24 protein-coding genes and 1 other annotated feature are annotated in these 20,695 nt (G+C 62.9%); of the genes, 20 read left to right on the top strand and 4 right to left on the bottom strand.

The features are described 5' to 3' along the window. Positions 1–52: 52 nt before the first annotated feature. From hisB to QM741_RS17220, 6 genes are all read left to right on the top strand, one after another. Positions 53–1,189, top strand: a complete 1,137-nt coding sequence (hisB, locus tag QM741_RS17245; RefSeq protein WP_415208863.1) for a bifunctional histidinol-phosphatase/imidazoleglycerol-phosphate dehydratase HisB — start codon at positions 53–55, stop codon at positions 1,187–1,189. Beyond that, a complete protein-coding gene (gene hisH / locus QM741_RS17240) occupies positions 1,189–1,782 on the top strand; it encodes an imidazole glycerol phosphate synthase subunit HisH (RefSeq protein ID WP_415208862.1) in 594 nt (197 codons plus the stop codon). The genes hisB and hisH overlap by 1 nt, the downstream gene beginning before the upstream one ends. Positions 1,783–1,936: 154 nt before the next feature. Beyond that, complete coding sequence (gene hisA, locus QM741_RS17235) at positions 1,937–2,662, top strand: 1-(5-phosphoribosyl)-5-[(5-phosphoribosylamino)methylideneamino]imidazole-4-carboxamide isomerase (RefSeq protein ID WP_415208861.1); 726 nt, start codon at positions 1,937–1,939, stop codon at positions 2,660–2,662. Positions 2,663–2,798: 136 nt separating this feature from the next. Then, positions 2,799–3,569, top strand: coding sequence for an imidazole glycerol phosphate synthase subunit HisF (hisF, locus tag QM741_RS17230; RefSeq protein WP_415208860.1), 771 nt, complete (start codon positions 2,799–2,801; stop codon positions 3,567–3,569). Beyond that, positions 3,566–4,177: a bifunctional phosphoribosyl-AMP cyclohydrolase/phosphoribosyl-ATP diphosphatase HisIE gene (gene hisIE / locus QM741_RS17225; protein ID WP_415208859.1), complete on the top strand. Its 612-nt coding sequence runs from the start codon at positions 3,566–3,568 to the stop codon at positions 4,175–4,177. The genes hisF and hisIE overlap by 4 nt, the downstream gene beginning before the upstream one ends. Positions 4,178–4,276: 99 nt before the next feature. After that, complete coding sequence (locus QM741_RS17220) at positions 4,277–5,695, top strand: M20/M25/M40 family metallo-hydrolase (RefSeq protein ID WP_415208858.1); 1,419 nt, start codon at positions 4,277–4,279, stop codon at positions 5,693–5,695. A 185-nt stretch (positions 5,696–5,880) separates the two neighbouring features. Here the strand turns inward: QM741_RS17220 and QM741_RS17215 are convergent, their stop codons facing one another. Next, the gene (locus QM741_RS17215; protein ID WP_415208857.1) at positions 5,881–7,308 is read right to left on the bottom strand and encodes an OsmC family protein; all 1,428 of its coding nucleotides are present in this window, start codon (positions 7,306–7,308) and stop codon (positions 5,881–5,883) included. A 4-nt stretch (positions 7,309–7,312) separates the two neighbouring features. On the opposite strand from QM741_RS17215, the gene QM741_RS17210 reads away from it, so the two are divergent. The 5 genes from QM741_RS17210 to QM741_RS17190 all read left to right on the top strand — a co-directional run bounded on the left by QM741_RS17210 (position 7,313) and on the right by QM741_RS17190 (position 13,825). Further along, positions 7,313–10,393 carry a TonB-dependent receptor plug domain-containing protein gene (locus tag QM741_RS17210; RefSeq protein WP_415208856.1) on the top strand — a complete coding sequence of 1,027 codons (3,081 nt, stop codon included), beginning with the start codon at positions 7,313–7,315 and terminating at the stop codon, positions 10,391–10,393. A gap of 44 nt (positions 10,394–10,437) precedes the next feature. After that, positions 10,438–11,520 (top strand): DUF1684 domain-containing protein, encoded by a 1,083-nt coding sequence (locus tag QM741_RS17205; protein WP_415208855.1) that lies wholly within the window; start codon positions 10,438–10,440, stop codon positions 11,518–11,520. A gap of 223 nt (positions 11,521–11,743) precedes the next feature. Then, entirely contained in the window at positions 11,744–12,238 is a 495-nt protein-coding gene (locus QM741_RS17200) for an RNA polymerase sigma factor (RefSeq protein WP_415208854.1), read from the top strand. After that, on the top strand, positions 12,235–13,275 hold the full coding sequence (locus QM741_RS17195; protein WP_415208853.1) for a FecR family protein: 1,041 nt from the start codon (positions 12,235–12,237) through the stop codon (positions 13,273–13,275). Before QM741_RS17200 ends, QM741_RS17195 begins: the two co-directional genes overlap by 4 nt. 88 nt (positions 13,276–13,363) lie before the next feature. After that, positions 13,364–13,825 (top strand): STN domain-containing protein, encoded by a 462-nt coding sequence (locus QM741_RS17190; RefSeq protein ID WP_415208852.1) that lies wholly within the window; start codon positions 13,364–13,366, stop codon positions 13,823–13,825. Positions 13,826–13,861: 36 nt separating this feature from the next. On the opposite strand, the gene QM741_RS17185 is transcribed toward QM741_RS17190, so the two are convergent. After that, positions 13,862–15,084 (bottom strand): IS3 family transposase gene (locus QM741_RS17185; protein ID WP_415206723.1). Its coding sequence is split into 2 segments (ribosomal slippage): positions 13,862–14,802 and positions 14,802–15,084, totalling 1,224 coding nucleotides; the frame shifts between segments, so codons are not numbered across the junction. Beyond that, positions 14,693–14,809 (bottom strand) — a sequence feature (AL1L pseudoknot). It overlaps the preceding gene by 117 nt. A gap of 478 nt (positions 15,085–15,562) precedes the next feature. Here QM741_RS17185 and QM741_RS17180 point away from each other — a divergent pair. Then, positions 15,563–16,639, top strand: coding sequence for a tyrosine-type recombinase/integrase (locus tag QM741_RS17180; protein ID WP_415208851.1), 1,077 nt, complete (start codon positions 15,563–15,565; stop codon positions 16,637–16,639). 47 nt (positions 16,640–16,686) lie between these two features. Here QM741_RS17180 and QM741_RS17175 read toward each other — a convergent pair whose 3' ends face one another. Then, positions 16,687–17,040: a transcriptional regulator gene (locus tag QM741_RS17175; protein ID WP_415208850.1), complete on the bottom strand. Its 354-nt coding sequence runs from the start codon at positions 17,038–17,040 to the stop codon at positions 16,687–16,689. A 1-nt stretch (position 17,041) separates the two neighbouring features. Next, entirely contained in the window at positions 17,042–17,323 is a 282-nt protein-coding gene (locus tag QM741_RS17170; protein WP_415208849.1) for a DUF6516 family protein, read from the bottom strand. Between the two features lie 323 nt (positions 17,324–17,646). Here QM741_RS17170 and QM741_RS17165 point away from each other — a divergent pair, with 323 nt between their 5' ends. From QM741_RS17165 to QM741_RS17130, 8 genes are all read left to right on the top strand, one after another. Next, positions 17,647–17,883 carry a hypothetical protein gene (locus QM741_RS17165; protein WP_415208848.1) on the top strand — a complete coding sequence of 79 codons (237 nt, stop codon included), beginning with the start codon at positions 17,647–17,649 and terminating at the stop codon, positions 17,881–17,883. Then, positions 17,880–18,155, top strand: coding sequence for a hypothetical protein (locus tag QM741_RS17160; protein WP_415208847.1), 276 nt, complete (start codon positions 17,880–17,882; stop codon positions 18,153–18,155). Before QM741_RS17165 ends, QM741_RS17160 begins: the two co-directional genes overlap by 4 nt. Continuing rightward, positions 18,152–18,544 carry a hypothetical protein gene (locus QM741_RS17155; RefSeq protein ID WP_415208846.1) on the top strand — a complete coding sequence of 131 codons (393 nt, stop codon included), beginning with the start codon at positions 18,152–18,154 and terminating at the stop codon, positions 18,542–18,544. Before QM741_RS17160 ends, QM741_RS17155 begins: the two co-directional genes overlap by 4 nt. A gap of 73 nt (positions 18,545–18,617) precedes the next feature. Beyond that, positions 18,618–18,914, top strand: coding sequence for a type II toxin-antitoxin system RelE/ParE family toxin (locus QM741_RS17150; RefSeq protein ID WP_415208845.1), 297 nt, complete (start codon positions 18,618–18,620; stop codon positions 18,912–18,914). Between the two features lie 3 nt (positions 18,915–18,917). Beyond that, positions 18,918–19,217 (top strand): addiction module antidote protein, encoded by a 300-nt coding sequence (locus QM741_RS17145; RefSeq protein WP_415208844.1) that lies wholly within the window; start codon positions 18,918–18,920, stop codon positions 19,215–19,217. A 118-nt stretch (positions 19,218–19,335) separates the two neighbouring features. After that, a complete protein-coding gene (locus QM741_RS17140; protein ID WP_415208843.1) occupies positions 19,336–19,611 on the top strand; it encodes a helix-turn-helix domain-containing protein in 276 nt (91 codons plus the stop codon). 92 nt (positions 19,612–19,703) lie between these two features. Continuing rightward, entirely contained in the window at positions 19,704–20,258 is a 555-nt protein-coding gene (locus QM741_RS17135) for a hypothetical protein (protein WP_415208842.1), read from the top strand. Positions 20,259–20,369: 111 nt separating this feature from the next. Beyond that, on the top strand, positions 20,370–20,585 hold the full coding sequence (locus tag QM741_RS17130; protein ID WP_415208841.1) for a hypothetical protein: 216 nt from the start codon (positions 20,370–20,372) through the stop codon (positions 20,583–20,585). Positions 20,586–20,695: the final 110 nt, after the last annotated feature.

Raw genomic sequence — 20,695 nt, 5'->3', positions numbered from 1 at the left:
AGCGGAACAGCGCGCACGTCGCGCGACGCAGGTATCCAGCCGGAGTGTTGACATGAGTGCGCGCAAGCTGCTTTTCGTTGATCGCGACGGCACGCTGATCGTCGAACCGGCCGACTACCAGATCGACTCCTACGAGAAACTCGCACTCGTCGACAACGTCATCCCGGCGCTGTCGCGCATCGTCGCGGCCGGCTACGAACTCGTGATGATCACGAATCAGGACGGCCTCGGCACCGATAGTTTTCCGCAGCACGCGTTCGACGGCCCGCACGAACTGATGCTGCGCATCTTCGCCTCGCAGGGCATCCGCTTCCGCGAAGTGCTGATCGATCCGAGCTTCGCCCATGAGGGCCGCGACACGCGTAAGCCCGGCACGGGGCTCGTGCGCCATTACTTGGCCGACGACGGCTGGAGCCGCGCCGCTTCGGCGATGGTCGGCGACCGCGAGACCGATGTGCGGTTCGCCGCGAACCTCGGCATCCGCTGCTTTCGTCTCGGAGGTGCTTCATCGAATCAGGGCGAGTGGGACTGGAACGCGATCGCGCACGAGCTGTGCGATGCGCCGCGGCGCGCGTCGATCGAACGCAACACGAAGGAAACGCGCATCGCGGTGCAGGTCGATCTCGACCGCACGGCCGAACCGAAGGTTCATACCGGACTCGGCTTCTTCGACCACATGCTCGAACAGATCGGCAAGCACGGCGGCTTCGCGCTGGAGCTTGCGTGCGAGGGCGATACGCATATCGACGAACACCACACGATCGAGGACTGCGCGCTCGCGCTCGGCACGGCGTTGCGCCAGGCGCTCGGCGACAAGCGCGGCATCGGCCGCTACGGCGCAGCGGCGCAAGTGGAGAACGCCGCGGCCGCCGTCGACATCACGCTGCCGATGGACGAAACGATCGCGCGCGCGGCGCTCGATCTTTCCGGCCGCGCCTATTTCGTTTTCGACGGGCCGCCTCCAAACGGAACGTTCCCGCGCGACCGCGTCGGCGACATCCCGACCGAACTCGTGCCGCATTTCTTCCGCTCGCTGTGCGACACGCTCGGCGCCAACCTGCATCTGGCCGTGCGCGGCGACAATGCGCACCACATGGTCGAGGCCTGCTTCAAATCGGTCGCGCGCGCGTTGCGCGTGGCGCTGCGGCGCGAAGGTTCCGAGCTGCCGAGCACGAAGGGGGCGCTGTAATGGCGAACGTCGTCCTCATCGACGCCGGCGGCACCAACATCGGCTCGGTGCGCTACGCGCTGCAGCGCCTCGGCATCGATGCGCCGCTGTCGAGCGATGCGGACGAGATCCACGCGGCGACGCACGTGATCCTGCCCGGCGTCGGCGCGGCGGCGCCCGGCATGGCGCGCCTGCGCGAATCGGGTCTGGTCGACGTCGTGCGCGGGCTGACCCAACCCGTGCTCGGCGTGTGTCTCGGCATGCAGCTTCTGTTCGCGCACTCCGAGGAAAGCGACACGCCTTGTCTCGGCCTGATTCCGGCGAAGTTGAAGCTTTTCCCGCGCACCGACGGCCTGCGCGTGCCGCATATGGGCTGGAACTCGCTGCGCGTGGCGCGGCAAAGTCCGTTGCTGGCAGGCATCGAGGACGGCGCGTTCGCGTATTTCGTGCACAGCTACGCCGCCCCAGTCGGCGACTACACGCTGGCGAGCTGCGACTACGGCGGCGCGTTCTCCGCTGTCGTGCGACGCGATAATTTTTATGGCGCGCAGTTCCATCCCGAACGCTCGGCGGCGGTCGGCGCGAAGTTGCTGAAGAATTTCATTTCGCTGTAGCAAGCTCGTCGTCTCGGCATGGATTGCCGGGACCCAGACCGCATGGATGCCGGAGTCGGCGTGACTGCGGATTTGCGAGGTTGCCATCCCTGGCTCCTGGATTCCGGCAGTCCCTGCCGGAATGACGTCAGGGTATTTTGTGGCATTGAACAGAATGGAAATCATCCCCGCCATCGATCTGCGTGCCGGCCGCGTCGTGCGCCTCAAGCAAGGCGACTATGCGCAGGAAACGCGCTACGAATTCGACGCCTGCGCGCTCGCCGCCGACTATGCGGACGCCGGCGCGGCATGGCTGCATCTGGTCGATCTCGACGGCGCCAAGTCCGGCGCGTTCGAGAACCTGCGTGTGATCGAGAAGATCGCCGCCGCGGAGCGCCTCGCCGTGCAGGCCGGTGGCGGCGTGCGCGGCGAGGACGACGTGCAGCGTCTGCTCGATGCCGGCGTGGCGCGCGTCGTCGTCGGCAGCGTCGCCGTGCGCGAGCCGGAAAAAGTGGAGCGGTGGCTCGCGCGCTATGGCGAGGATCGCCTCTGCATCGCGCTCGATACGCGCAACGAGAATGGTGTTTGGCGCCTGCCGAGCGCGGGTTGGACGGAAAGCTCCGGCGCCACGCTCGACGAACTCGCGCCGCGCTACGCCGGCGCGGGCGCAAAGCATCTGCTGTGCACGGATATCAGCCGCGACGGCATGCTGTCCGGGCCGAACCTCGATCTCTACGCGCACGTGCAGCGCATCGCGCCGCGGTTTTCGGTGATCGCCTCGGGCGGCGTGCGCGATGTCGCCGACGTGCGTGCGCTGCGCGAGCAGAACGTGGGTGGGGTTGTACTCGGCCGTAGCCTGCTCGAGGGGAGGTTGACGCTTGTGGAAGCATTGGCATGTTGATCGGTACTTCCGCTCCTGCCGTCATTCCAGCGCAAGCTGGAATCCAGCTCTTTCTTTTGATCCTTTCGCACTGCCGGAAAATCGAAGGCTGGATTCCAGCTTTCGCTGGAATGACGAGCAAAGAAGGGCGTTTGTCGTGCTGACCAGAAGAATCATTCCCTGCCTCGACGTACGCGACGGCAAGGTCGTCAAGGGCGTGCGTTTCCGCGACCATGTCGAGATGGGCGACATCGTCCATCTCGCCCAGCGCTACCGCGACGAAGGCGCGGACGAACTCGTGTTCTACGACATCACGGCGAGCCCGCAGGGCCGCTCGGTCGATCGCGATTGGGTCGCGCGCGTCGCGCGCGTGATCGACATTCCGTTCTGCGTCGCTGGTGGCATCCGCAGCGTCGCCGACGCGCGCGCGGTGCTGCATGCGGGCGCGGACAAAGTCTCGGTCAATTCGCCCGCGCTGGAACGGCCGGAACTCGTCGACGAGCTGGCCGACGCGTTCGGCGTGCAATGCGTCGTCGTCGGCGTCGATTCGCTGCGCGACGACGACGGCGAATGGCGCGTGCGCCAGTACACCGGCGACCCGACGAAAACGCGCGCGCTGTCGCGCCGCGTTTTGTCCTGGATCGAAGAGGTTCAGGATCGCGGCGCCGGTGAAATCGTGCTCAACTGCATGGGCTCCGACGGCGTGCGCCACGGCTACGACGTCGAACAGCTCCGCGCCGCGCGCGCGATCTGCAAGGTGCCGCTGATCGCCTCGGGCGGCGCCGGCACGCCCGAACATTTCCGCGACGTGTTCCGCGATGCCGACGTCGACGGCGCGCTCGCGGCGAGCGTATTCCATTCCGACGCGATCGCGATTCCGAGTCTGAAAGCTTTCCTGTACGACGAACACATCCCGGTGCGCCTATGAATGATTTCGATTCCAGCCGGCTGGACTGGGCCAAGGGCGACGGCCTGCTGCCCGCGATCGTGCAGCACTGGCGCAGCGGCGCGGTGCTGATGCTCGGCTACATGAATGCCGAGGCGCTCGCGCAGACGCGGCAAAGCGGCAAGGTGACGTTCTACAGCCGCAGCAAGCGGCGCCTGTGGACCAAGGGCGAAAGCTCGGGGCATTTCCTGCGGCTCAAGTCGCTGCGCGCCGATTGCGACAACGATACGATACTTGTCGCAGCCGACCCGATCGGGCCGATCTGCCATACCGGCACGCAAAGCTGTTTCGGCGACGGTTCCGAACCGGCGTTGTCATTCCTGGCCGAACTCGATGCGCTCGTCGCGCAGCGCGAGCGCGAACGGCCGGTCGGCAGCTATACGACCAAGCTGTTCGAAAGCGGCGTGCGTCGCATCGCGCAGAAGGTCGGCGAGGAGGGCGTCGAAACCGCATTGGCCGCGGTGGCGCAGGACGAGGCGGCGCTGCGCGGCGAAGCGGCCGACTTGATCTTCCACCTGCTCGTGCTGCTGCGTGCGCGTGGCATCGAGTTCGTCGACGTGATCGAGGAACTGCGGGCGCGGCACAAGTAGGGGCTCGATTCATCGAGCCCGCCCGATCTACGCGGAGAATCAAAAATCGGGCACGCCGCTGTGGCATGATGCGGGCTTTCCACCGCCGTGAATGCCGCCATGCCCAAGACCCTGCTTGCCTTGTCCGTCGCCCTTGCGATCAACGCCGCACAGGCTGCGACGCCGCCCGATCCGCTCGCGCGCGAGATCTTCAAGCAACTGATCGAGATCAACACCACCGATTCGGTCGGCAGCACGACGGACGCGGCGAAGGCGATGCAGAAGCGCTTCCTCGACGCGGGCTTCGCGCCGAAGGACGCGCAGGTGCTCGTCGGCGCGAATCCGAAGCGCGGCAACCTTGTTGCGCGCCTGCACGGCAGCGGCAAGCACAAGCCGGTGCTGATCATCGCCCATCTCGACGTGGTCGAGGCCAAGCGCGAAGACTGGTCGCTCGATCCGTTCAAATTCATCGAGAAGGACGGCTATTTCTACGGCCGCGGCACCCAGGACATGAAGAATTCCGACGCGGTCGCCGTGGCCGCATTGCTGCGCATGAAGAAGGAAGGCTTCGTGCCCGACCGCGACATCATCCTCGCGCTGACCGCGGACGAGGAGGGCGGCACCGACAATGGCGTCGACTGGCTGCTCAAGAACCATCGCGACCTCGTCGACGCGGAATTCGCGATCAATCCCGACTCGGGCGGCGTCGATGCCGAAGCGGGCAAGGCCACCGCGTTCAACGTCGATGCGACCGAGAAGCTGTACGCCGATTTCGAACTGGAATCCACCGATTCGGGCGGCCACAGCTCGCTGCCGAAGGCCGAGAATCCGATCTACGACGTGTCGAACGCGCTCGTGCGCCTGAGCAAGGCTTCGTTTCCGTTCGAATTGAACACGGTCACGCGCGGCTGGCTCGAACATATGCAGACGATCGAGGACGGCGCGCGCGCCAAGGACATCAAGGGCGCGCTCGCGACGCCGCCGGATCTCGACGCGGTCGCGCGCCTGAGCCGCGACCCGCGCTACAACTCGTCCGTGCATACGACCTGCGTGGCCACGCGCCTCGACGGCGGCCATGCCAACAACGCGTTGCCGCAGCGCGCGACGGCGATCGTCAACTGCCGCATCCTGCCCGGCCATTCGTCTGAAGAAGTGCGCCAAGAATTGATCAAGGTTTTCGCCGAGCCGAAGCTGGCGGTGCGCTACGTCGATCCGCAGACCGACAAGCCCCTAGACGTCGGCTCCGACCGCAAGGCACTCCCGCCGCCGCCGCCGCGCAAGGACGTGTTCGAGGCGCTCAACGCCGTCGTCGGTAAGATGTGGCCAGGCATTCCGATCGTGACCGACATGGCGACGGGCGCATCGGACAGCATCTACACGATGGCGGCCGGCATTCCGACCTATGGCTTCAACGGCACCGTAATCGACCGCGATGACAACCGCATGCACGGGCGCGATGAGCGCGTACGCGTGCAGGCGTTCGACGATTCCGCGGAATTCTACTATCGCTATCTGAAGACGCTGACCAGCGGAAAATAGAACCGCAGCCCGAACTGTACCAATCCAGGCAGGCCGGTCAATAACAAGATTGGCAGATGCCGCATTATTTGCGGCTTGTGTGTAGCTGATACACAGAAATGGCGCTGTACGCAGCGCCATTGGCGTCTTTCCCAGAAAGATGCTTTTGCGGGAGCAAGATAGGGTGATTCTCGCGAAGTCGGGAATTACTGCGCCGCGGCGACATAAGCATGATGCACGATCTTGCCTTCCAACTTCTGCGCGTCCTTGACCAGGTTGTAGAGCGGGCAAGTATCTTCCACCGCTTTGGCCAAACCATCGATATCGGCAGCACTGTTCGGAGATTCGACTTTCACTTTATAGGTGATGTACCCGTAGCGCGCAGGCGAAGTGACACTCTTGCCGAAACGTGGGCTGAGGTCGGCGTCGGCGGTGAGTTCGAGCTTGTCCAGCAGCACTCCACGCGCCGCTGCCTGGATTTCGAAGATGTGGGTCGGGCAGGTAGTGACTACGCCGAGCAGATTTTCTTCCACGGTCGGGGCGAGGCCGCGGCCGAGCAGGCCCGCTGCACTGTCGTGCAGCGCCTGGAAATAATTGTCATGGCCCAGCCAAGTCTGGCGCAAGCCGGTGTTCGGTTCGACGCGGGTATGCGCAATCAGGGTGCGCGGTTGCGTCGATGCCGGTTTCGGCTCGCTCGGTTTCAACGTGCCTTTCGTCACCGGCACCTGGTCTTCGGTGATGAAATCGCGCAAACCCGGTTGCGAGTTCGGAGCGCGTTGCGCCGGCGTTTGGATGTACTCGATAGTGAGTGGACTGACTTGATGCGGCTGCGTCACCAAGTCGATGACCGAAGAATTGGCATGCACGGCGATTTTCAGTTCTTCCAATTTCGCATCCGACACCGGCGATTGGATATAAGCCTCGTAGGAAAGATTGTTCGGGTAGGCCAGCGTGGCGCTCTTGCGTTGCGGGATGCTGGTGAACACGATATCCAGCGAATCCAGCGGAATGTCTTTCAACGCCGCCTGCACCACGTATTCGTCGGCCACCGCGCTGGACAGCATTGCGACCAGCGATTCCCACGAACCGGGAGCGAGGTTGAAACCTGCGCCATTGCGGGGACTGTCGCTGAGCCACTGGAATTGCTCCTTGTCGCCGATGCGCAAACGCCGCACGCCGGAACGGCCTTCGGCGATGACATGGGCATGCAAGCGAGTTGGCGCAGCGTCCTGCTTTTGCTGGGCGACGATGGCTTGTTTCTTCGCTTTCAGATAATCGCGCAGCGGTGAAGCGTCCTCAGCATGGACTTCGGCGGCATATATGGTGTCGATGCTGCCCAGCGCAGCAATGGAAAGCGATACGGCCAGCGCGAGCATGGCGGCAACGACAAGGGAATGTTTGCGAATCGTGATGTGCATGAACGTGCGGTTCCATCGGTGGCATTGAATGAGGAGCGCCATTCTGCGGTATACAGGCCGCAGGGCCACATGCCGCATCATCATGTGCAAATACCGTTTGCGCGCAACCGATGCGTAGCCAGCGCTCGGCATAAGCACCTGGGTAAAAGGAATTTCCGCGTGGAAACTTTCGTCAATACCTTGCGAGACGCCCATCACCCTCGCACGGATTTCCACTTCAATGCTCCAACACACTTCTGCGCATGCTCGGCGCTTCGTTCCGGTCCGCGCGCCGTTCGCTTTGGCGCTGTATGTCATGTTGGCAAGCGGCGCTTTGCACGCGCAGCCAACGCCGGACGCCGCGAACGCGAATGCGAACGGCGACAGCGCCAACACCGATGCCGAAGGGAAACACAAAGACGCGAAAACGCTGGACACGGTGCAGGTGGTCGGTTCGCAGATCGCCGGCGGCAGCGCGGATGCCGCCTTGCCGGTGATCCAGGTAGACAAGGCGCAGATCGACTCCACCGGCGCCGCCAACGGCGACCAGCTGTTTCGCGACTTGGCGCAATTCGGCGATGTCGCCTTCACCCAGAAAGTCGTCAACGAAGGACGCAATCAAAACTACGCCCGCGGCGACGTCGCTTCGATCAACCTGCGCAACATCGGCTCCCAATACACCTTGTTGCTGGTCGATGGCCGTCGCACGGTCGCATATCCGTTGAGCGGCAATACGCCGTCGTACAACGCGAATGCCATTCCGACCTTCGGTCTCGACCGCATGGACGTGCTGCTCGACGGCGCAGCGGCGGTATACGGTTCCGACGCGATCGCCGGCGTGGTCAACCTGGTTCTGCCAAGCAGTCTCAACGGCGGCGGCGTCAAAGTCGGATACGGGCATGCGGAAGGCACGCACCGCTCCAACGGCTCCGTCAACGGCTATTGGGGCAGCGATTTTGAAGGCGGCCGCGGCAACATCAGCGTGTTGTATGGCGTTTCGCACCAGAGCGCGCAGTTGAACAGCGATCAGTGGTATACCGCGACGGATCGCCGCAGCATCTCTTCCGATGGCGATGCGATACCCGATCCGAACGGCACGGCCGGCGGCTTGAGTTCGTATACGCCGTGGGGGCAGTTCCAACTGGTGAAGAAAAACGCCGACGGAACGGTATCCACGGTGGGGTCGCCGTATTACGTCGATACCACGGGCGCGATCAAGCAAGGAGCGCTCCCGACCTCATTGAAATACGATACCGCCGGTGTGCCGGGCGTCACTCAGGAACCGCAGATCAACAGAGGCAATTTTTTCGCCAATGCCCATTACGACCTGACCGACTCGCTGCAGCTATTCGGCGAACTGGGCTATTACCGCGCCAAGTCCAGCACTTGGTTTGCCAGCGATCCCGACTCCGTCCTCAGCTCCACGGTTCCCAACTACGTCTACATCAACCTCAATGCCTATTGGGTACCGCAGGCGCTGAAAACAGCGGCGGCCAACGCAGGCGCCGATACCATTCGTTTGATCAACTACAACCTTGCCGATGATCCGTTGCGCAAGTTGACGGACGACAATTCGGAACTACGCACCTTGGCGGGCTTGCGTGGTTGGACGGACAATGGCTGGAATTGGGAAACGGCCTTGTTGTATTCGCGTTCGCGCACCATCGACAGCCAGCAGAGTGGGCTGTTCAACGAATTCGTCGCCGCACTGAACGGCACCACTGCCAGCGCCTACAACCCCTTCAACGGCGGCGACCCCGCGCACCCGAGCTATGGCGATGCCACGCCCTCCGACATCTCGGGCATCGTCGGTTGGGCCACTCGCGTGGGCACCAACACGCTGGGGTTGTGGGATTTCAAGATCAACCGCCCGGACGCGGTGCATTGGTACGCCGGCGACATCGGCGTGGCCGCCGGTGTCGAGCTGCGCCACGAAACCACGTCCGACGACCGCGACCCGAACGTAGACGGCACCATCCAATACACCGACTGGTACACCGGCAATGTGAACTCCAGCAATGTCTTCCTGACCAGCTACTCGTCCGATATCCATGCCAGCCGCAACGTGAAATCGGTCTTCGCCGAGGTGGCCGTACCGCTGGTGTCGCCCGAATTGGGAATCCCGCTGGTGAGGTCCTTGGACTTGCAGATTGCCGGCCGCTACGAGGACTACAGCGATGCCGGCAGCGTGGCCAAGCCGAAGTTCGCCGTGGCATGGAGCGTGGTGGACAGCTTGTTGCTGCGCGGCTCGGTCAGTGGCGGCTTCCACGCGCCGGCTCTGGAATTGGCCAATTCCGGAACCATCTGGCGCGGCGGCAGCACCCTCGATTTGATTCGATGCGATGCGTCGGTAAAAAGCGGCGCTTATGCCACATACAGCAACTGCGTCACCGCGAACAGCGGCAACGCGGTGTTCTATCCGACTGTCGATACCGGCACCACTTACGATAAAAACACCGTCAAGCCGGAAACCAGCAAGCAGTATTCGTACGGCTTCGTGTTTGAACCGAAATTCCTGCCTGAGGCTACGGGCAAGTTCAGCATTGGCATCGACGCATGGCAGATCAAAATCGAAAATCCGATCACCTCGCTCGGCACCACCAATGAGCTGTTGTACGACGCTTACCTGCGCGCCACCGGCCAAGGCTCCAATCCAAACGTGGTTCGCCTGGCTCCGACCGCCGCAGACGTCGCGCAGTTTGCCGGTTCCGGCATCGCCCCGGTCGGCGCGTTGCAATACGTGGTGACCGATTATGTCAACGGTCAGCCGCTCACTGCCAAGGGAATCGACTACCACCTGAGTTGGCGCAAGCGCGATACCGCATGGGGCAATTGGTCGTTCCTCGTCGATGTCAGCCAACTGCAAAGCTATTCGCAGACTCCCTTGCCACAGGTACAAGCCGTGGCCGGAGCGATTGCCAGCGGCCAACTGGTCGGAATCGTCAACCCCGCCACGTTGGCCGCGTACAACCAGGTCGGCCTCAATGGCGCCAAGCCGGAATGGCGCGGCAGTGCCGCGTTGATCTGGAACTACGCCGATTGGACCGTGCGTGTGCGCGACAACTACATCGGCAGCGTGACCAGTGCTGCGTACAGCTACGTTGCCGCCACTGCGCCACAAAAGGTCAAGTCGACCCAGTTGTGGACCTTGTCCCTGAGGAAGGACTTCAGCCACGACTTCTTCAAGGGCGGTTATATCGAAATCGGTGCGCGCAATTTGTTCAACAAGCAGCCTCCGCTCGATGCTGGCGGCAACTACCTGCCCGCGTTGTACGAAGACTATGGGCGCTATCTCTACTTGAATATCGGCAGCAACTGGTAACCCACCGGGCTTTTCATATCCCAACAGTATTCTTTGTAGCTGACTTGTTTTTACTCATCCGGAATTTCACCATGAAAACTTCACCCGACTATCGCAAACATCTTGTCCTCCCCATTTCCGTTGCGTTGGCGTTGTCTGCGGGTGTTGGCGCTGCCGATGCCTCGTGGCCATTCGCGGCGGCACTGTTGGCGTTGAGCGGCACGCCGGCGCTTGTCGACGCGGCCGAAGGCGGCGCATCGCAAGCCGTCTCCGATTTCAAAAGCCAGCACGCGCAATGGGTGAAGGAGCGCGAAGCGGAATTGACCCGGCCCGACGGCTGGACGAGTCTGATCGGCCTGCATTGGGTGGACGGCAAGCAGGCGAGCGTCGGCGGCGGCGAGGGCAACGACATCCGCCTGCTGATCGCTCCGGACAAACTGGGCAAGGTGGAGCAACACGATGGTGCGCTGTTTTTCAGCGCAGCCGATGGCGCCAAGGTCACGGCGGATGGCAAACCGCTGCAAGGCACGGTGCAACTGAAACCCGAAGGAAAAGATGGCGACACCAAACTGGGTTACGACGGCGGCAAGGGCCAGATCACCGTCATAGATCGCCAGGGCCGCCTGGCTTTGCGCGTGCGTCACGCCGATTCGCCCGACCGGCTGCACTTCAAGGGACTGGATGTTTTCCCGCCGGATGAGCAATGGCAGGTGAAGGCACGTTTCATAGCGCATCCGCCGGGTACGACCATCCAGATATCCAACATCATCGGCAATGTCAACGAAACCCCCAACCCCGGCTATGTCGAGTTCGACAAGGATGGAAAGACCTGGCGGCTGGAAGCCACCGGCGATCCGGCCAAGGGCCTGAACTTCATTTTCAAGGATGCGACCAGCGGCAAGGAAACCTACGGCGTGGGCCGTTTCCTGCACACCGGCTCGGTGGCAGCGGACGGCACGGTTGTGGTGGACTTCAACCGCGCCTACAACCCGCCGTGCGCGTTCACCCCATACGCAACTTGCCCGGTGCCGCCGCCGGAAAACCGTTTCGCGCAGAAGGACGGCAAGGGCGAGGTAGTGCGGCTTGCGGTGAAAGCCGGCGAAAAAAAGTATGCCGGACACGAGGAAAAACCGGTCGCCGGCGGGTGATGCCTGCGCGAAAAGCCAACGGCGCCTAGCGGAGATGCGCTGGACGGTAACCGCCGAAAGCACTTTGAATCTCTGCTTTTGGCCCGAGCCGTTTCCACCAACTCCGCGACGCACGGGCGGATTTCCGTCCGCATAGACACGCCAGCGCGGCAAAAACCTCCACGCCCGCACAAATATTTTTCTTCCGCTCCCAAGCCGATGCGCCGGGTGTAATCTGCGCGCCATGAGCGGGTGGGCCCAGTACCTCAGGAAGATGCACAGCGTGTTGTCGCGCCGCGGCCGGCGCCGCGACGAGATCGAAGATCTCGTCCAGGATGCCGCCGTGCGCATGCTCGAATACTGCGAGCGCGGCGGCGACGTGCGCGAGCCCGAGGCCGTGCTCGTGCGCACCGTGCAGCGCCTGGCGTTGAACCGCGATCGCGACGCGCACCCCGAGCTTTATGCGGACGAGCCGCTCGAAAAGCTCGTCCTGATCGATCCCGCGCCGCCGCCCGAAGGGGTTTTGTCGGGCGAGCAGTGCCTGGATGAAATGAAGCGCACGCTCGATGCGGTAAGCCGCAAGACGCGAGAGATTTTCTTCATGCACCGCCTGCACGGATTCAGCTATGCGCAGATAGCGCGGCACATGGATTTGCCGGTGAGCACCGTAGAGAAGCATATCGCGCGCGCGATGACGATCCTGCTCGAAAAGCGGCGGCACGAGGAACGACTGCCATGAACGCGACGGCCGGCAAGCCCGCGAGCGACGGAACGCCCTCGGCCGCGGCCTGTGCGGAAGCGGCCGCGTGGATCGCGCGTCTGCACGGCGAGGAGCGCTCTGCGAAGACCGAGGCCGGCTTCAAGCGCTGGCTTGCCGCGAGTCCCGAGCATCGCGCCGCGTTCGACATGGCGAACGAAATCTGGGTGGGCGCCGAGCACCTGCCCAAGCCGCCGCTACCGGCTTTCGTGCGCTGGCCACGCGGCGGCTTCGTGCTTACCTGGCCGCGCGCGCTCGCGGCCGCCGCCGTGCTCGTCGTCGCCGCGACCGGCGCGCTGTGGATGCTGCGCGATCCGGGGCTCGCGACGCGCGTCGGCGAGCAGCGCACGTTCAGCCTCGAAGACGGCACGCGCATTTCGCTCAACACCGCGAGCCGCGTCGAAGTGCATTACGACCGCAGCGTGCGGCGTGTGGAACTCGATCAGGGCGAAGCTTTCTTCGAAGTGGCGAAGCGGCCGAACTGGCCGTTCGTCGTCACCGCGGGCGGCAGGCAGGTCACCGCACTCGGCACCGCCTTCCTCGTGCGGCGCGACGAACAGCGCGTGGCCGTGACGCTGGTGGAAGGGAAGGTGACGGTGGCCTCGGCAAGCCAGCAAGCGGACTCGCCCTCGTCCGCGGATTCTCCGCGCCCGGAAAACGCCGCCGGCGAAGCGTTCACTCTCTCGCCCGGGCAGCGGCTCACGTTCGTCGCGCACGAACCGCCCAAGCTCGACCGGCCCGCGCTCGAAAAAGTGACGGCGTGGCAGCGCGGGCGCGTGATCCTCGACCACACACCGCTCGTCGACGCCATTGCGGAGATGAACCGCTACAGCAACGTGAAGCTCAGGATCGAAACGCCGCAGGCCGGGCAGGCCCAGGTCACGGGAACCTTCAGTGCCGGCGACTCCGAGGACTTCGCGCAAGCCGTGGCCGAAACGTATCGGCTCAAGATCGAGGCGCGGGCCGGCGCGATCGTGCTCAGCGGCGTGCCGAGTTCGCGCGATCCCCGCGCAGAGTAGGGCCGGAGGTTTTTCGGCGTCTCGCGTGTCTAGTACGCAGAGACCCGAATCACCGCCGCGACGGACTGCCTACTCGAGGGGAGCTTTCATGACTGGTACCGCCCGTTCCGTAATCCTGTTTCTTGTTCTTCTGGCGCTTTCGCCGCTCGCGGCGCTGGCGCAGACGGCAGCATTCAACCTGCCGGCGCAGCCGCTGGCCGAATCGCTCAAAGCGCTCGGCGCGCAGGCGAACATCAATGTCATGGTTGCGCCCGCGCTGGTGGATGGGCGTGTGGCACCGGTACTGAAAGGGGATATGTCGACGAAGGACGCGCTGACCAAGCTGCTCGAGGGAACCGGGCTGGAATATCACTTCGTCAACGAACAGACAGTCGTCGTCAGGCAGAAAGCGGCGACGAAAACGAATACGGAAGGCGCCAATGCAGCGGCGGAGCAGAAGAATGCCGGCGGCAACTCTTCCCGCCCGACTCAAGCGGCCGAAGAAATTTCTGCGCAGTCGTCTTCCATAGGGAAGGGAAATGACCAACGGGCTCCTCAAAAGACATCCTGAACCGCCCCGGGAACGTCGGAGGCTGGTTGGTGTGAGTCAAGCCGCCATCGGCATCTCACGGTGTTGCTGTTGCTGATGATATATCGCTTCGGCTTCCGCCGGCGGTCGGTGTCCGATCGAGGAGAGTAGGCGGTGGTGGTTGAACCAGTTCACCCACGCCAGCGTCGCCATTTCCACGGCTTCCAGGTTCGGCCAGGATCGGCGGTGGATGACCTCGGCCTTGTACAGCCCGTTGATCGTCTCGGCCAGCGCGTTGTCGTAGGAGTCGCCCACGCGGCCGACCGACGGTTCGATGCCGGCCAGCGCCAGCCGCTCGGTGTAGCGGATCGACACGTACTGCACGCCGCGGTCGGAGTGGTGGATCAGGGCTTGCTGCACCGGTCGTCGATCGTGCAGCGCCTGCTCCAGCGCGTCGAGCACGAAGTCCGTGCGCGCCGATCGCGACACCTTCCAGCCGACGATGCGGCGCGCGAACACGTCGATCACGAAGGCCACGTAGACGAAGCCCGCCCACGTCGACACGTAGGTGAAGTCGCTGACCCACAGCGCGTTCGGACGGTCGGCGTGGAACTGCCGGTTGACGCGATCCAGCGGGCACGGCGTGGCCTTGTCGCTGACTGTGGTCTTCACCGGCTTGCCGCGGATCACGCCTTGCAGGCCCAGCCTGCGCATCAGCCGCTCGACCGTGCAGCGCGCCACGCGCACGCCCTCACGCAGTAATTGCCGCCATACCTTGCGCGCGCCGTACACCTGCAGGTTCTCGGCGTAGACGCGCCGGATCGCCTGACACAGGTCGTCGTCACGACGCGCCCGCGCCGAACGTCGATCCGGATGGCGACGTTCCCGCGCGTGGCGGCGGTACGTCGACGGAGCGATCGGCAGCACGCGGCAGATCGGCTCGACTCCATGGATGGCTCGGTGATCGTCGATGAACGCGATCATGGCTTGAACCGGCGGTCGAGCTCCGCCTGGGCAAAATACGCCGACGCCTTGCGCAAGATCTCGTTCGCTTGGCGCAGTTCGCGAATCTCTCGCTCCTGCGCCTTGAGCCGATCACGCTCGGACGTGCTCAACCCCTCGCGCCGGCCTTCATCGACCTGCGCCTGCCGCACCCAGCGCCGCAACGTCTCCGACGTGCAGCCCAGCTTGCCGGCCACCGAGGCGATCGTCGCCCATTCCGAGCCGTATTCGGCTTGGTGCTCGCGCACCATCCGCACCGCTCGCTCTCTCACTTCCGCAGAATACTTCGTGTTTGTCATTGCTCCATCCTCTCAAGAGTGGGAGCCTCCGACATACCCGGGGCGGTTCAGTCCTTATTGAATCTACTCGCAACTCTGCTCACAATTTCTTCGGATGCTGCCGGATCGTTTGGGACGTCCGGAAACAAAAAACCCGCGATTTCTCGCGGGTTTCGTGATGTTCACCGGATTTCTTGGAACGTCTCCGGATACTACGTTGGTGCCAAGGGGGGACTCGAACCCCCACACCTTACGGCGCTACCACCTCAAGGTAGGGAATTGGTGTCCACCGAAGTTCGCTGAAGTACAGAAACCGCATAATAACGCCATTTCTTCGTTCGCCGCCGTCCGTTGACGTGCGCCTATATTTTCCATACGCTTTCCATACAAATGATTTTGAGGGGCGGCGATGGACCTTTCCACAGTACGAAACCGCGATCGCTTGGGCGCGCGCCGTGAGCCTTATTGGCAGAAACTCGGCGCTGGTCGGTACCTCGGGGTGCGTATAGGCGCGAACGGCTCAACGTGGATCGCCCGCTACTACGATCCGGACACGCATCCGAACCGGCCAGCCAAGACACTCGGCGACTTCGCCACGATGCCTCCGAGCGATCGGTATACCGCAGCGAAGAAAGCGGCCGAGGAATGGTTCGATCATCTGACCGGCGGTGGAAGCAATGCCGTGCTGACCGTCAGGCAAGCCTGCGAGAGCTACGCGGAGGCATTGGCGCGTGACGGCGAGACGCGAGCGAAGGAAGCCCGCCGGCGATTCGCACAATACGTGTACGGCGATCCGATCGAGAAGGTCGTGCTGCTCAAGCTGACCGACAAGCACGTCAAGGCATGGCGCCAACGGCTGGAGGACTTGCCGGTAGTGAGCTACGGTAAGAAGGGCGAGCGGATCACGAGCAAGCGATCGCGCGCGACCGTAAACCGGGACATGGTGTGCTTCCGCGCGGCGCTGAACAAAGCGCTGGACGATGGCGCTGTCCTGACCGCCCGCGCGTGGGATAGCGCGCTGCGCCCGCACAAAGGTACGGGTGCGCGTCGCAACATCTACCTGGATCGCGACCAGCGCAAAGCCCTGATTGCCGCGCTACTCGCGGATGCAGCCGCATTCGTGCGCGGGCTGTGCGCGCTACCGGTGCGACCTGGCGCACTGGCCGCCTTCAAGGTCGGCGACTTCGACGCGCGCCGCAACGAACTCGTGATCGCCAAGGACAAGGCCGGCCAGGATCGGCGCATCCTGCTGCCTGTTGAAACCGTCGCCTTGTTCAAGGAGCAGGCGCGGCACAAGCTGCCGGGCGCATACCTATTCACGCGCGCGGATGGCAGGCCGTGGGTCAAGGATGCTTGGAAAGGGCCGATCAAGGACGCCGTGCGCGCCGCAGAACTACCCGAACGCACGACGGCGTACACGTTGCGTCATTCCACGATCACCGACTTGATCACTGGCGGCCTCGATCTGTTCACTGTTGCTAAGGTCAGTGGTACGTCGGTCAAGATGATCGAGGAACACTACGGGCATCTGCGCGGCGAGCATGCTGCGAAGGCGCTGGCAGGGCTGGCGCTGTAACGTCGCCAGCGTGAACATGGTTCCGTCTGCGGTCGGGAAGGTCGCACCTACGCCGCCGCGCGCACGTCAAACTGCACCTTCACCCGCTTGTACGGAAACAGCAGCTTGCCGTCGCCGGTCTTGTCCATCAAGCCGCACAGAACGAGCGCTTGTGCATCGTTGTGCACCCCCTTCACGTCGCGTCCAACACGACGCGCCAGCTCGCGCACGCCGATTGGGCCGGCGCCGGTCATGGCCGTAATCAGACTCCATCGGCTCGGCGTGAGAGCGCGCGCCATCGCTTCCGCAGACGAAAAGGTGTATCGGGGCGTCGTGTCCTTCTTGCCGCGGAAAGCGGCCTTCATGCGCTGCTTCACGTCCTCGATGTTGCCAATGCCGATTGTCAGGGTGGTGGTATTCATTTCAGCGTCTCCGTCGGGCAACGTCGGCCCAGAAATCGGCGGTCAGCTTGTCGAGTGTGGTGAAGGTGTAGGGCACTTCCTTGTCGCCCACATGCTTGTGATCGCCCTTGCCGCGTTCGTTGTCGTAACGCACGACGCACGTTTCGTTGGTCACATACGCCAGTCGGTACTTGAAGCCATGTGTCGCGGGCGGCACGGGTTCGGAAACGGCCCAGATGATGATCTCAACAAAGGAGTCGTCGTCCAGTGGCGCGCGTTCTCTCTGGACCAGGGTCGCCTTCATGTTGATGATGATACAACAGTTGTTGAAAGAAATTCAACAAAGCGCTTGACAGTCGGCGCGGAAAGGCGTACAAAGTCGCCGTCGCCGCAAAATCGGCGACCGGGGTTGGCGTCCCGACTTCCTACAGGCGCACAAAGCGCCGCTTCCGAAAGCCCGGCGCTTTTTTCATGCCCGGCTTTCGGGCGGCGCAGTCCCATGACGGACGGTGCGCGGGAGCCGCAAGGCTCGCCGGTTTCCTGTAGGCCGGTACGCCAACCCGCATCGTCCGTCACCCACGATTGGCGTCGCTGGTGACGGATTCCAAGCCACTACAGGAGTCCACCATGAGCAACACCAACACCGCCCGCATCGTCACGAGCGGGCTTTCCATCGAAGTCGAGCGTGTCAGCGTACACGATACCGTCCACGGCACCCGCGGCCCGCGCGTGTACGTGCGCATGCGATCCGCCGCCAGCAAGCCCGGCCTGGACGAAGGCCCGCGCACCTGCCTTTCCCTGACGCCCGAGGATGCCCAAGCCTTCGGGATTTTGCTCCAGCAGAGCGCAGGGGGTGCGGCATGAAACCGCAAAGCACCGTCACTCATGGCATCAGCTTTCACATCGTCAGCAATGGCGACTTTCTATTCGCTACGGAAGAAGGCGTGGAGACCAGAGAAGCCGTTGACTTTGCTGAGAACGCGCGAGGCGTCGCCGACACACTGTTGAGCATCATGGTTTCGAGCACCCACAGGGACGAATCCCCCGCTATCGCCTTCGCTGCCAAATTCCTACTTGAAGCGGCGGATGCTGCCATGGTCGCATCGATTAAGAGGATCAAGGGAGGTGCGCAATGAACGCCGCCACTAACCACCTGCAATCCGCCGCCGACGCAGCCTGTCCCGTCCGTGTAAACCTGCACACCTCGACCGGCGTCGAGTTCGTTGATTTCTCTGTTTCTCGCCTTCGTCCGCAGTCCATCATCTTGAACGCCGGCCCGCGCGAGTCCCGCATCGTGCTCGACGTACCGCCGCTGTTCGCCTCCGTCGGCCAGGATGAATTCAGTGTGTTGTCCGGCCATGCTCTTGAGCTTGCCCGAGCGGCGCATGTCCTGCAGCGGGTCATGACTCGATTCGAATGGAATGGCGAGTTTGGCGGCGACGATCGTGCGAATGCCGGTGTTGGGATCGACTTCATTACCGGAATGGTCGCCGGAATGCTCGACATAGCGGCGAAGCAACCGTAACGAAACAGCCAAGCGCCCAAGGACGGGCGCATGCTGCCCTTGATTTCCTGTAATCATTCGATTACAATACGCCATGTTCACGATCAAACAACTTCCTGAATTCACCGCTTGGATTTCCAGTATCAGAGATGGCATGACGAAGCGCCGTTTGTTGACGAGGTTGCGCAAGGCCACCTTGGGTAACTTGGGCGACGTGAAACCTGTTGGCGAAGGTGTGAGCGAAATGCGTGAAGACTTCGGCCCTGGCTGGCGCATGTATTTCATCCGACGCGGGACAGTTCTGATCGTGATGCTTGGCGGTGGCGAGAAGTCCACACAGAAAGCCGATATCGCTGCCGCCAAGAAACTCGCTGCCAAACTGGAGGACTGACTCATGCGCAAGAAAATCAAGGTTTCCGAACTGCCAGAATTTGACATGGCGGAGCATCTGGAGGACGAGCAGGCCATTGCGGAATACCTGACCGTCGTGCTCGAGGAGAACGATCCCGCATTGCTGGCTGCCGCACTCGGCGACATTGCCCGCGCGCGCGGCATGACGGAGATTGCGAAGGCCGCCGGTATCGCTCGTGAAGCGCTCTACAAGGCGCTGCGTGCCAATTCGCAGCCGCGCTTCGAGACGGTGCAACGCGTTTGCGCTGCGCTGGGATTGAAGCTTGCTGCCGTTCCAGCCTGACCGAACGCCACGGCTAGGCCGGCCAGCCGGAAGAAGACGCAACGCACTGAGCAGACGGACATCGAGCTTGCACGGTCGCGCTTGGTACGGCTGCTGCGAACAACCCAGAGGTGATGCCTTGACCACGAAAGCCTATGCCAGCGTCTTCGACGCCATTGCCAACACGCCGCAGGAAGCGGCCAACCTGCGCCTGCGCGCCGAACTGATGCACCGCATCGAGAAGCACGTCGAGCGCAAGAAGTGGACGCAGGGCGAAGCCGCCAAGCATGGAGGCGTAACCCAGCCGCGCATGAACGACTTGCTGCGTGGGCGGCTGTCGCGGTTCTCGCTGGATGCGTTGGTGAACATCGCGGCCGACATGGGCCTGCGCGTGGAATTGCGCGCAGCGGCTTGACCGAACCGCCACGGCTAGGCCGGCCAGCCGAACGCGGGGAACCTTCACCCGCTGCCGTGGCGATTTTTGAAGGGCGCAGGAGGTGCGCGCATATGCCACGCCCGAACACCGACGACGAAGGGAATCTGCGTGATAGCGCCGAGCGCGATTTTTTCAACGAAGTTGAATTGCGGGCAGTCATTCGACGGCTTCGAACATCGACTCACACGTTATCGATGCATGACAGGAACATCGCAGCGGACGCACTCGAGTGTGTTCTAGTCACTCCAGCAAAACACCGGTGGAAGGCGGCGCTCGGCGCAACCAAGAAAGGTAGGCCGAGCAAGCTGCAAACCATCGCTGAGCACGAACAATGGGAACGCTGTCGCGCGATCGCGCAACTCGTTTCAGACTATCGCGAAGGGAAGGGACCGGACAAAAAACGGCACTCCTTATCGGGAAGTAAAGTCGACCACGGGGCGTTCCAGATGGTAGCGGAAGCCATGCCCGACCAACTGCGCGACGAGATTGTATGTCGCCTGAAAGATCAGTACGGCGCCGACGTGAACATACAAGACAAGGATATCGAAAACGAGGCGTTTGCCGTTGTTCGTGCAGCCTGGGGGGCGTGCAGGGACGGCATAGCGGAAGCTCCTGCGGGAAAATAGGTACATTTCGCCGTTCGATTCGTTCGCGCCGCGCGCACATTATTCATACCCGTTCGCGCCAGCGCGAACGGACGCGAGCAGCCGCTGCGTCCTAATCTTGAGGACGCAAGCATGTCTCATCTCACGCAACACTCGCGGGAACATTCCCCCCGCTACCTTCGCCAACCCTGGACCCACTACGGGTTTTGCGGCAAGTCCAAATGGTATGACTTGGTAGAAAAGGGCCTTCTGCCGCCGCCGCGCAAGCTTGGCAGCATCGCCACCTGGCCGGCCAATGAAACCGACAAAGCCGTTGACACTCTCCTGAGCAACAAGGAAATCGCATGAAAAATTACGGAGCTGAACAAAATTTCGGATTCGAGCAATCGCCGCAGTTTTTCACGATGAAGCGCGATTTGGACATCCGCGCCGCCGGCTGGCGCTTCGAGGTGCACGGC

The sequence above is a fragment of the Rudaea sp. genome (assembly GCF_047601565.1).
Classification (GTDB): Bacteria; Pseudomonadota; Gammaproteobacteria; order Xanthomonadales; family Rhodanobacteraceae; genus Rudaea.
This window is presented reverse-complemented; position numbering and strand designations above follow the sequence as displayed.

Excerpts from the sequence above, each read along its gene's own strand:
- hisB (WP_415208863.1), top strand. The coding sequence starts at position 53 with ATGAGTGCGCGCAAGCTGCTTTTCGTTGATCGCGACGGCACGCTGATC.
- hisH (WP_415208862.1), top strand. The coding sequence starts at position 1,189 with ATGGCGAACGTCGTCCTCATCGACGCCGGCGGCACCAACATCGGCTCG.
- hisA (WP_415208861.1), top strand. The coding sequence starts at position 1,937 with ATGGAAATCATCCCCGCCATCGATCTGCGTGCCGGCCGCGTCGTGCGC.
- hisIE (WP_415208859.1), top strand. The coding sequence starts at position 3,566 with ATGAATGATTTCGATTCCAGCCGGCTGGACTGGGCCAAGGGCGACGGC.
- QM741_RS17220 (WP_415208858.1), top strand. The coding sequence starts at position 4,277 with ATGCCCAAGACCCTGCTTGCCTTGTCCGTCGCCCTTGCGATCAACGCC.
- QM741_RS17210 (WP_415208856.1), top strand. The coding sequence starts at position 7,313 with ATGCTCCAACACACTTCTGCGCATGCTCGGCGCTTCGTTCCGGTCCGC.
- QM741_RS17200 (WP_415208854.1), top strand. The coding sequence starts at position 11,744 with ATGAGCGGGTGGGCCCAGTACCTCAGGAAGATGCACAGCGTGTTGTCG.
- QM741_RS17195 (WP_415208853.1), top strand. The coding sequence starts at position 12,235 with ATGAACGCGACGGCCGGCAAGCCCGCGAGCGACGGAACGCCCTCGGCC.
- QM741_RS17190 (WP_415208852.1), top strand. The coding sequence starts at position 13,364 with ATGACTGGTACCGCCCGTTCCGTAATCCTGTTTCTTGTTCTTCTGGCG.
- QM741_RS17175 (WP_415208850.1), bottom strand. The coding sequence starts at position 17,040 with ATGAATACCACCACCCTGACAATCGGCATTGGCAACATCGAGGACGTG.
- QM741_RS17170 (WP_415208849.1), bottom strand. The coding sequence starts at position 17,323 with ATGAAGGCGACCCTGGTCCAGAGAGAACGCGCGCCACTGGACGACGAC.
- QM741_RS17165 (WP_415208848.1), top strand. The coding sequence starts at position 17,647 with ATGAGCAACACCAACACCGCCCGCATCGTCACGAGCGGGCTTTCCATC.
- QM741_RS17160 (WP_415208847.1), top strand. The coding sequence starts at position 17,880 with ATGAAACCGCAAAGCACCGTCACTCATGGCATCAGCTTTCACATCGTC.
- QM741_RS17155 (WP_415208846.1), top strand. The coding sequence starts at position 18,152 with ATGAACGCCGCCACTAACCACCTGCAATCCGCCGCCGACGCAGCCTGT.
- QM741_RS17150 (WP_415208845.1), top strand. The coding sequence starts at position 18,618 with ATGTTCACGATCAAACAACTTCCTGAATTCACCGCTTGGATTTCCAGT.
- QM741_RS17145 (WP_415208844.1), top strand. The coding sequence starts at position 18,918 with ATGCGCAAGAAAATCAAGGTTTCCGAACTGCCAGAATTTGACATGGCG.
- QM741_RS17135 (WP_415208842.1), top strand. The coding sequence starts at position 19,704 with ATGCCACGCCCGAACACCGACGACGAAGGGAATCTGCGTGATAGCGCC.
- QM741_RS17130 (WP_415208841.1), top strand. The coding sequence starts at position 20,370 with ATGTCTCATCTCACGCAACACTCGCGGGAACATTCCCCCCGCTACCTT.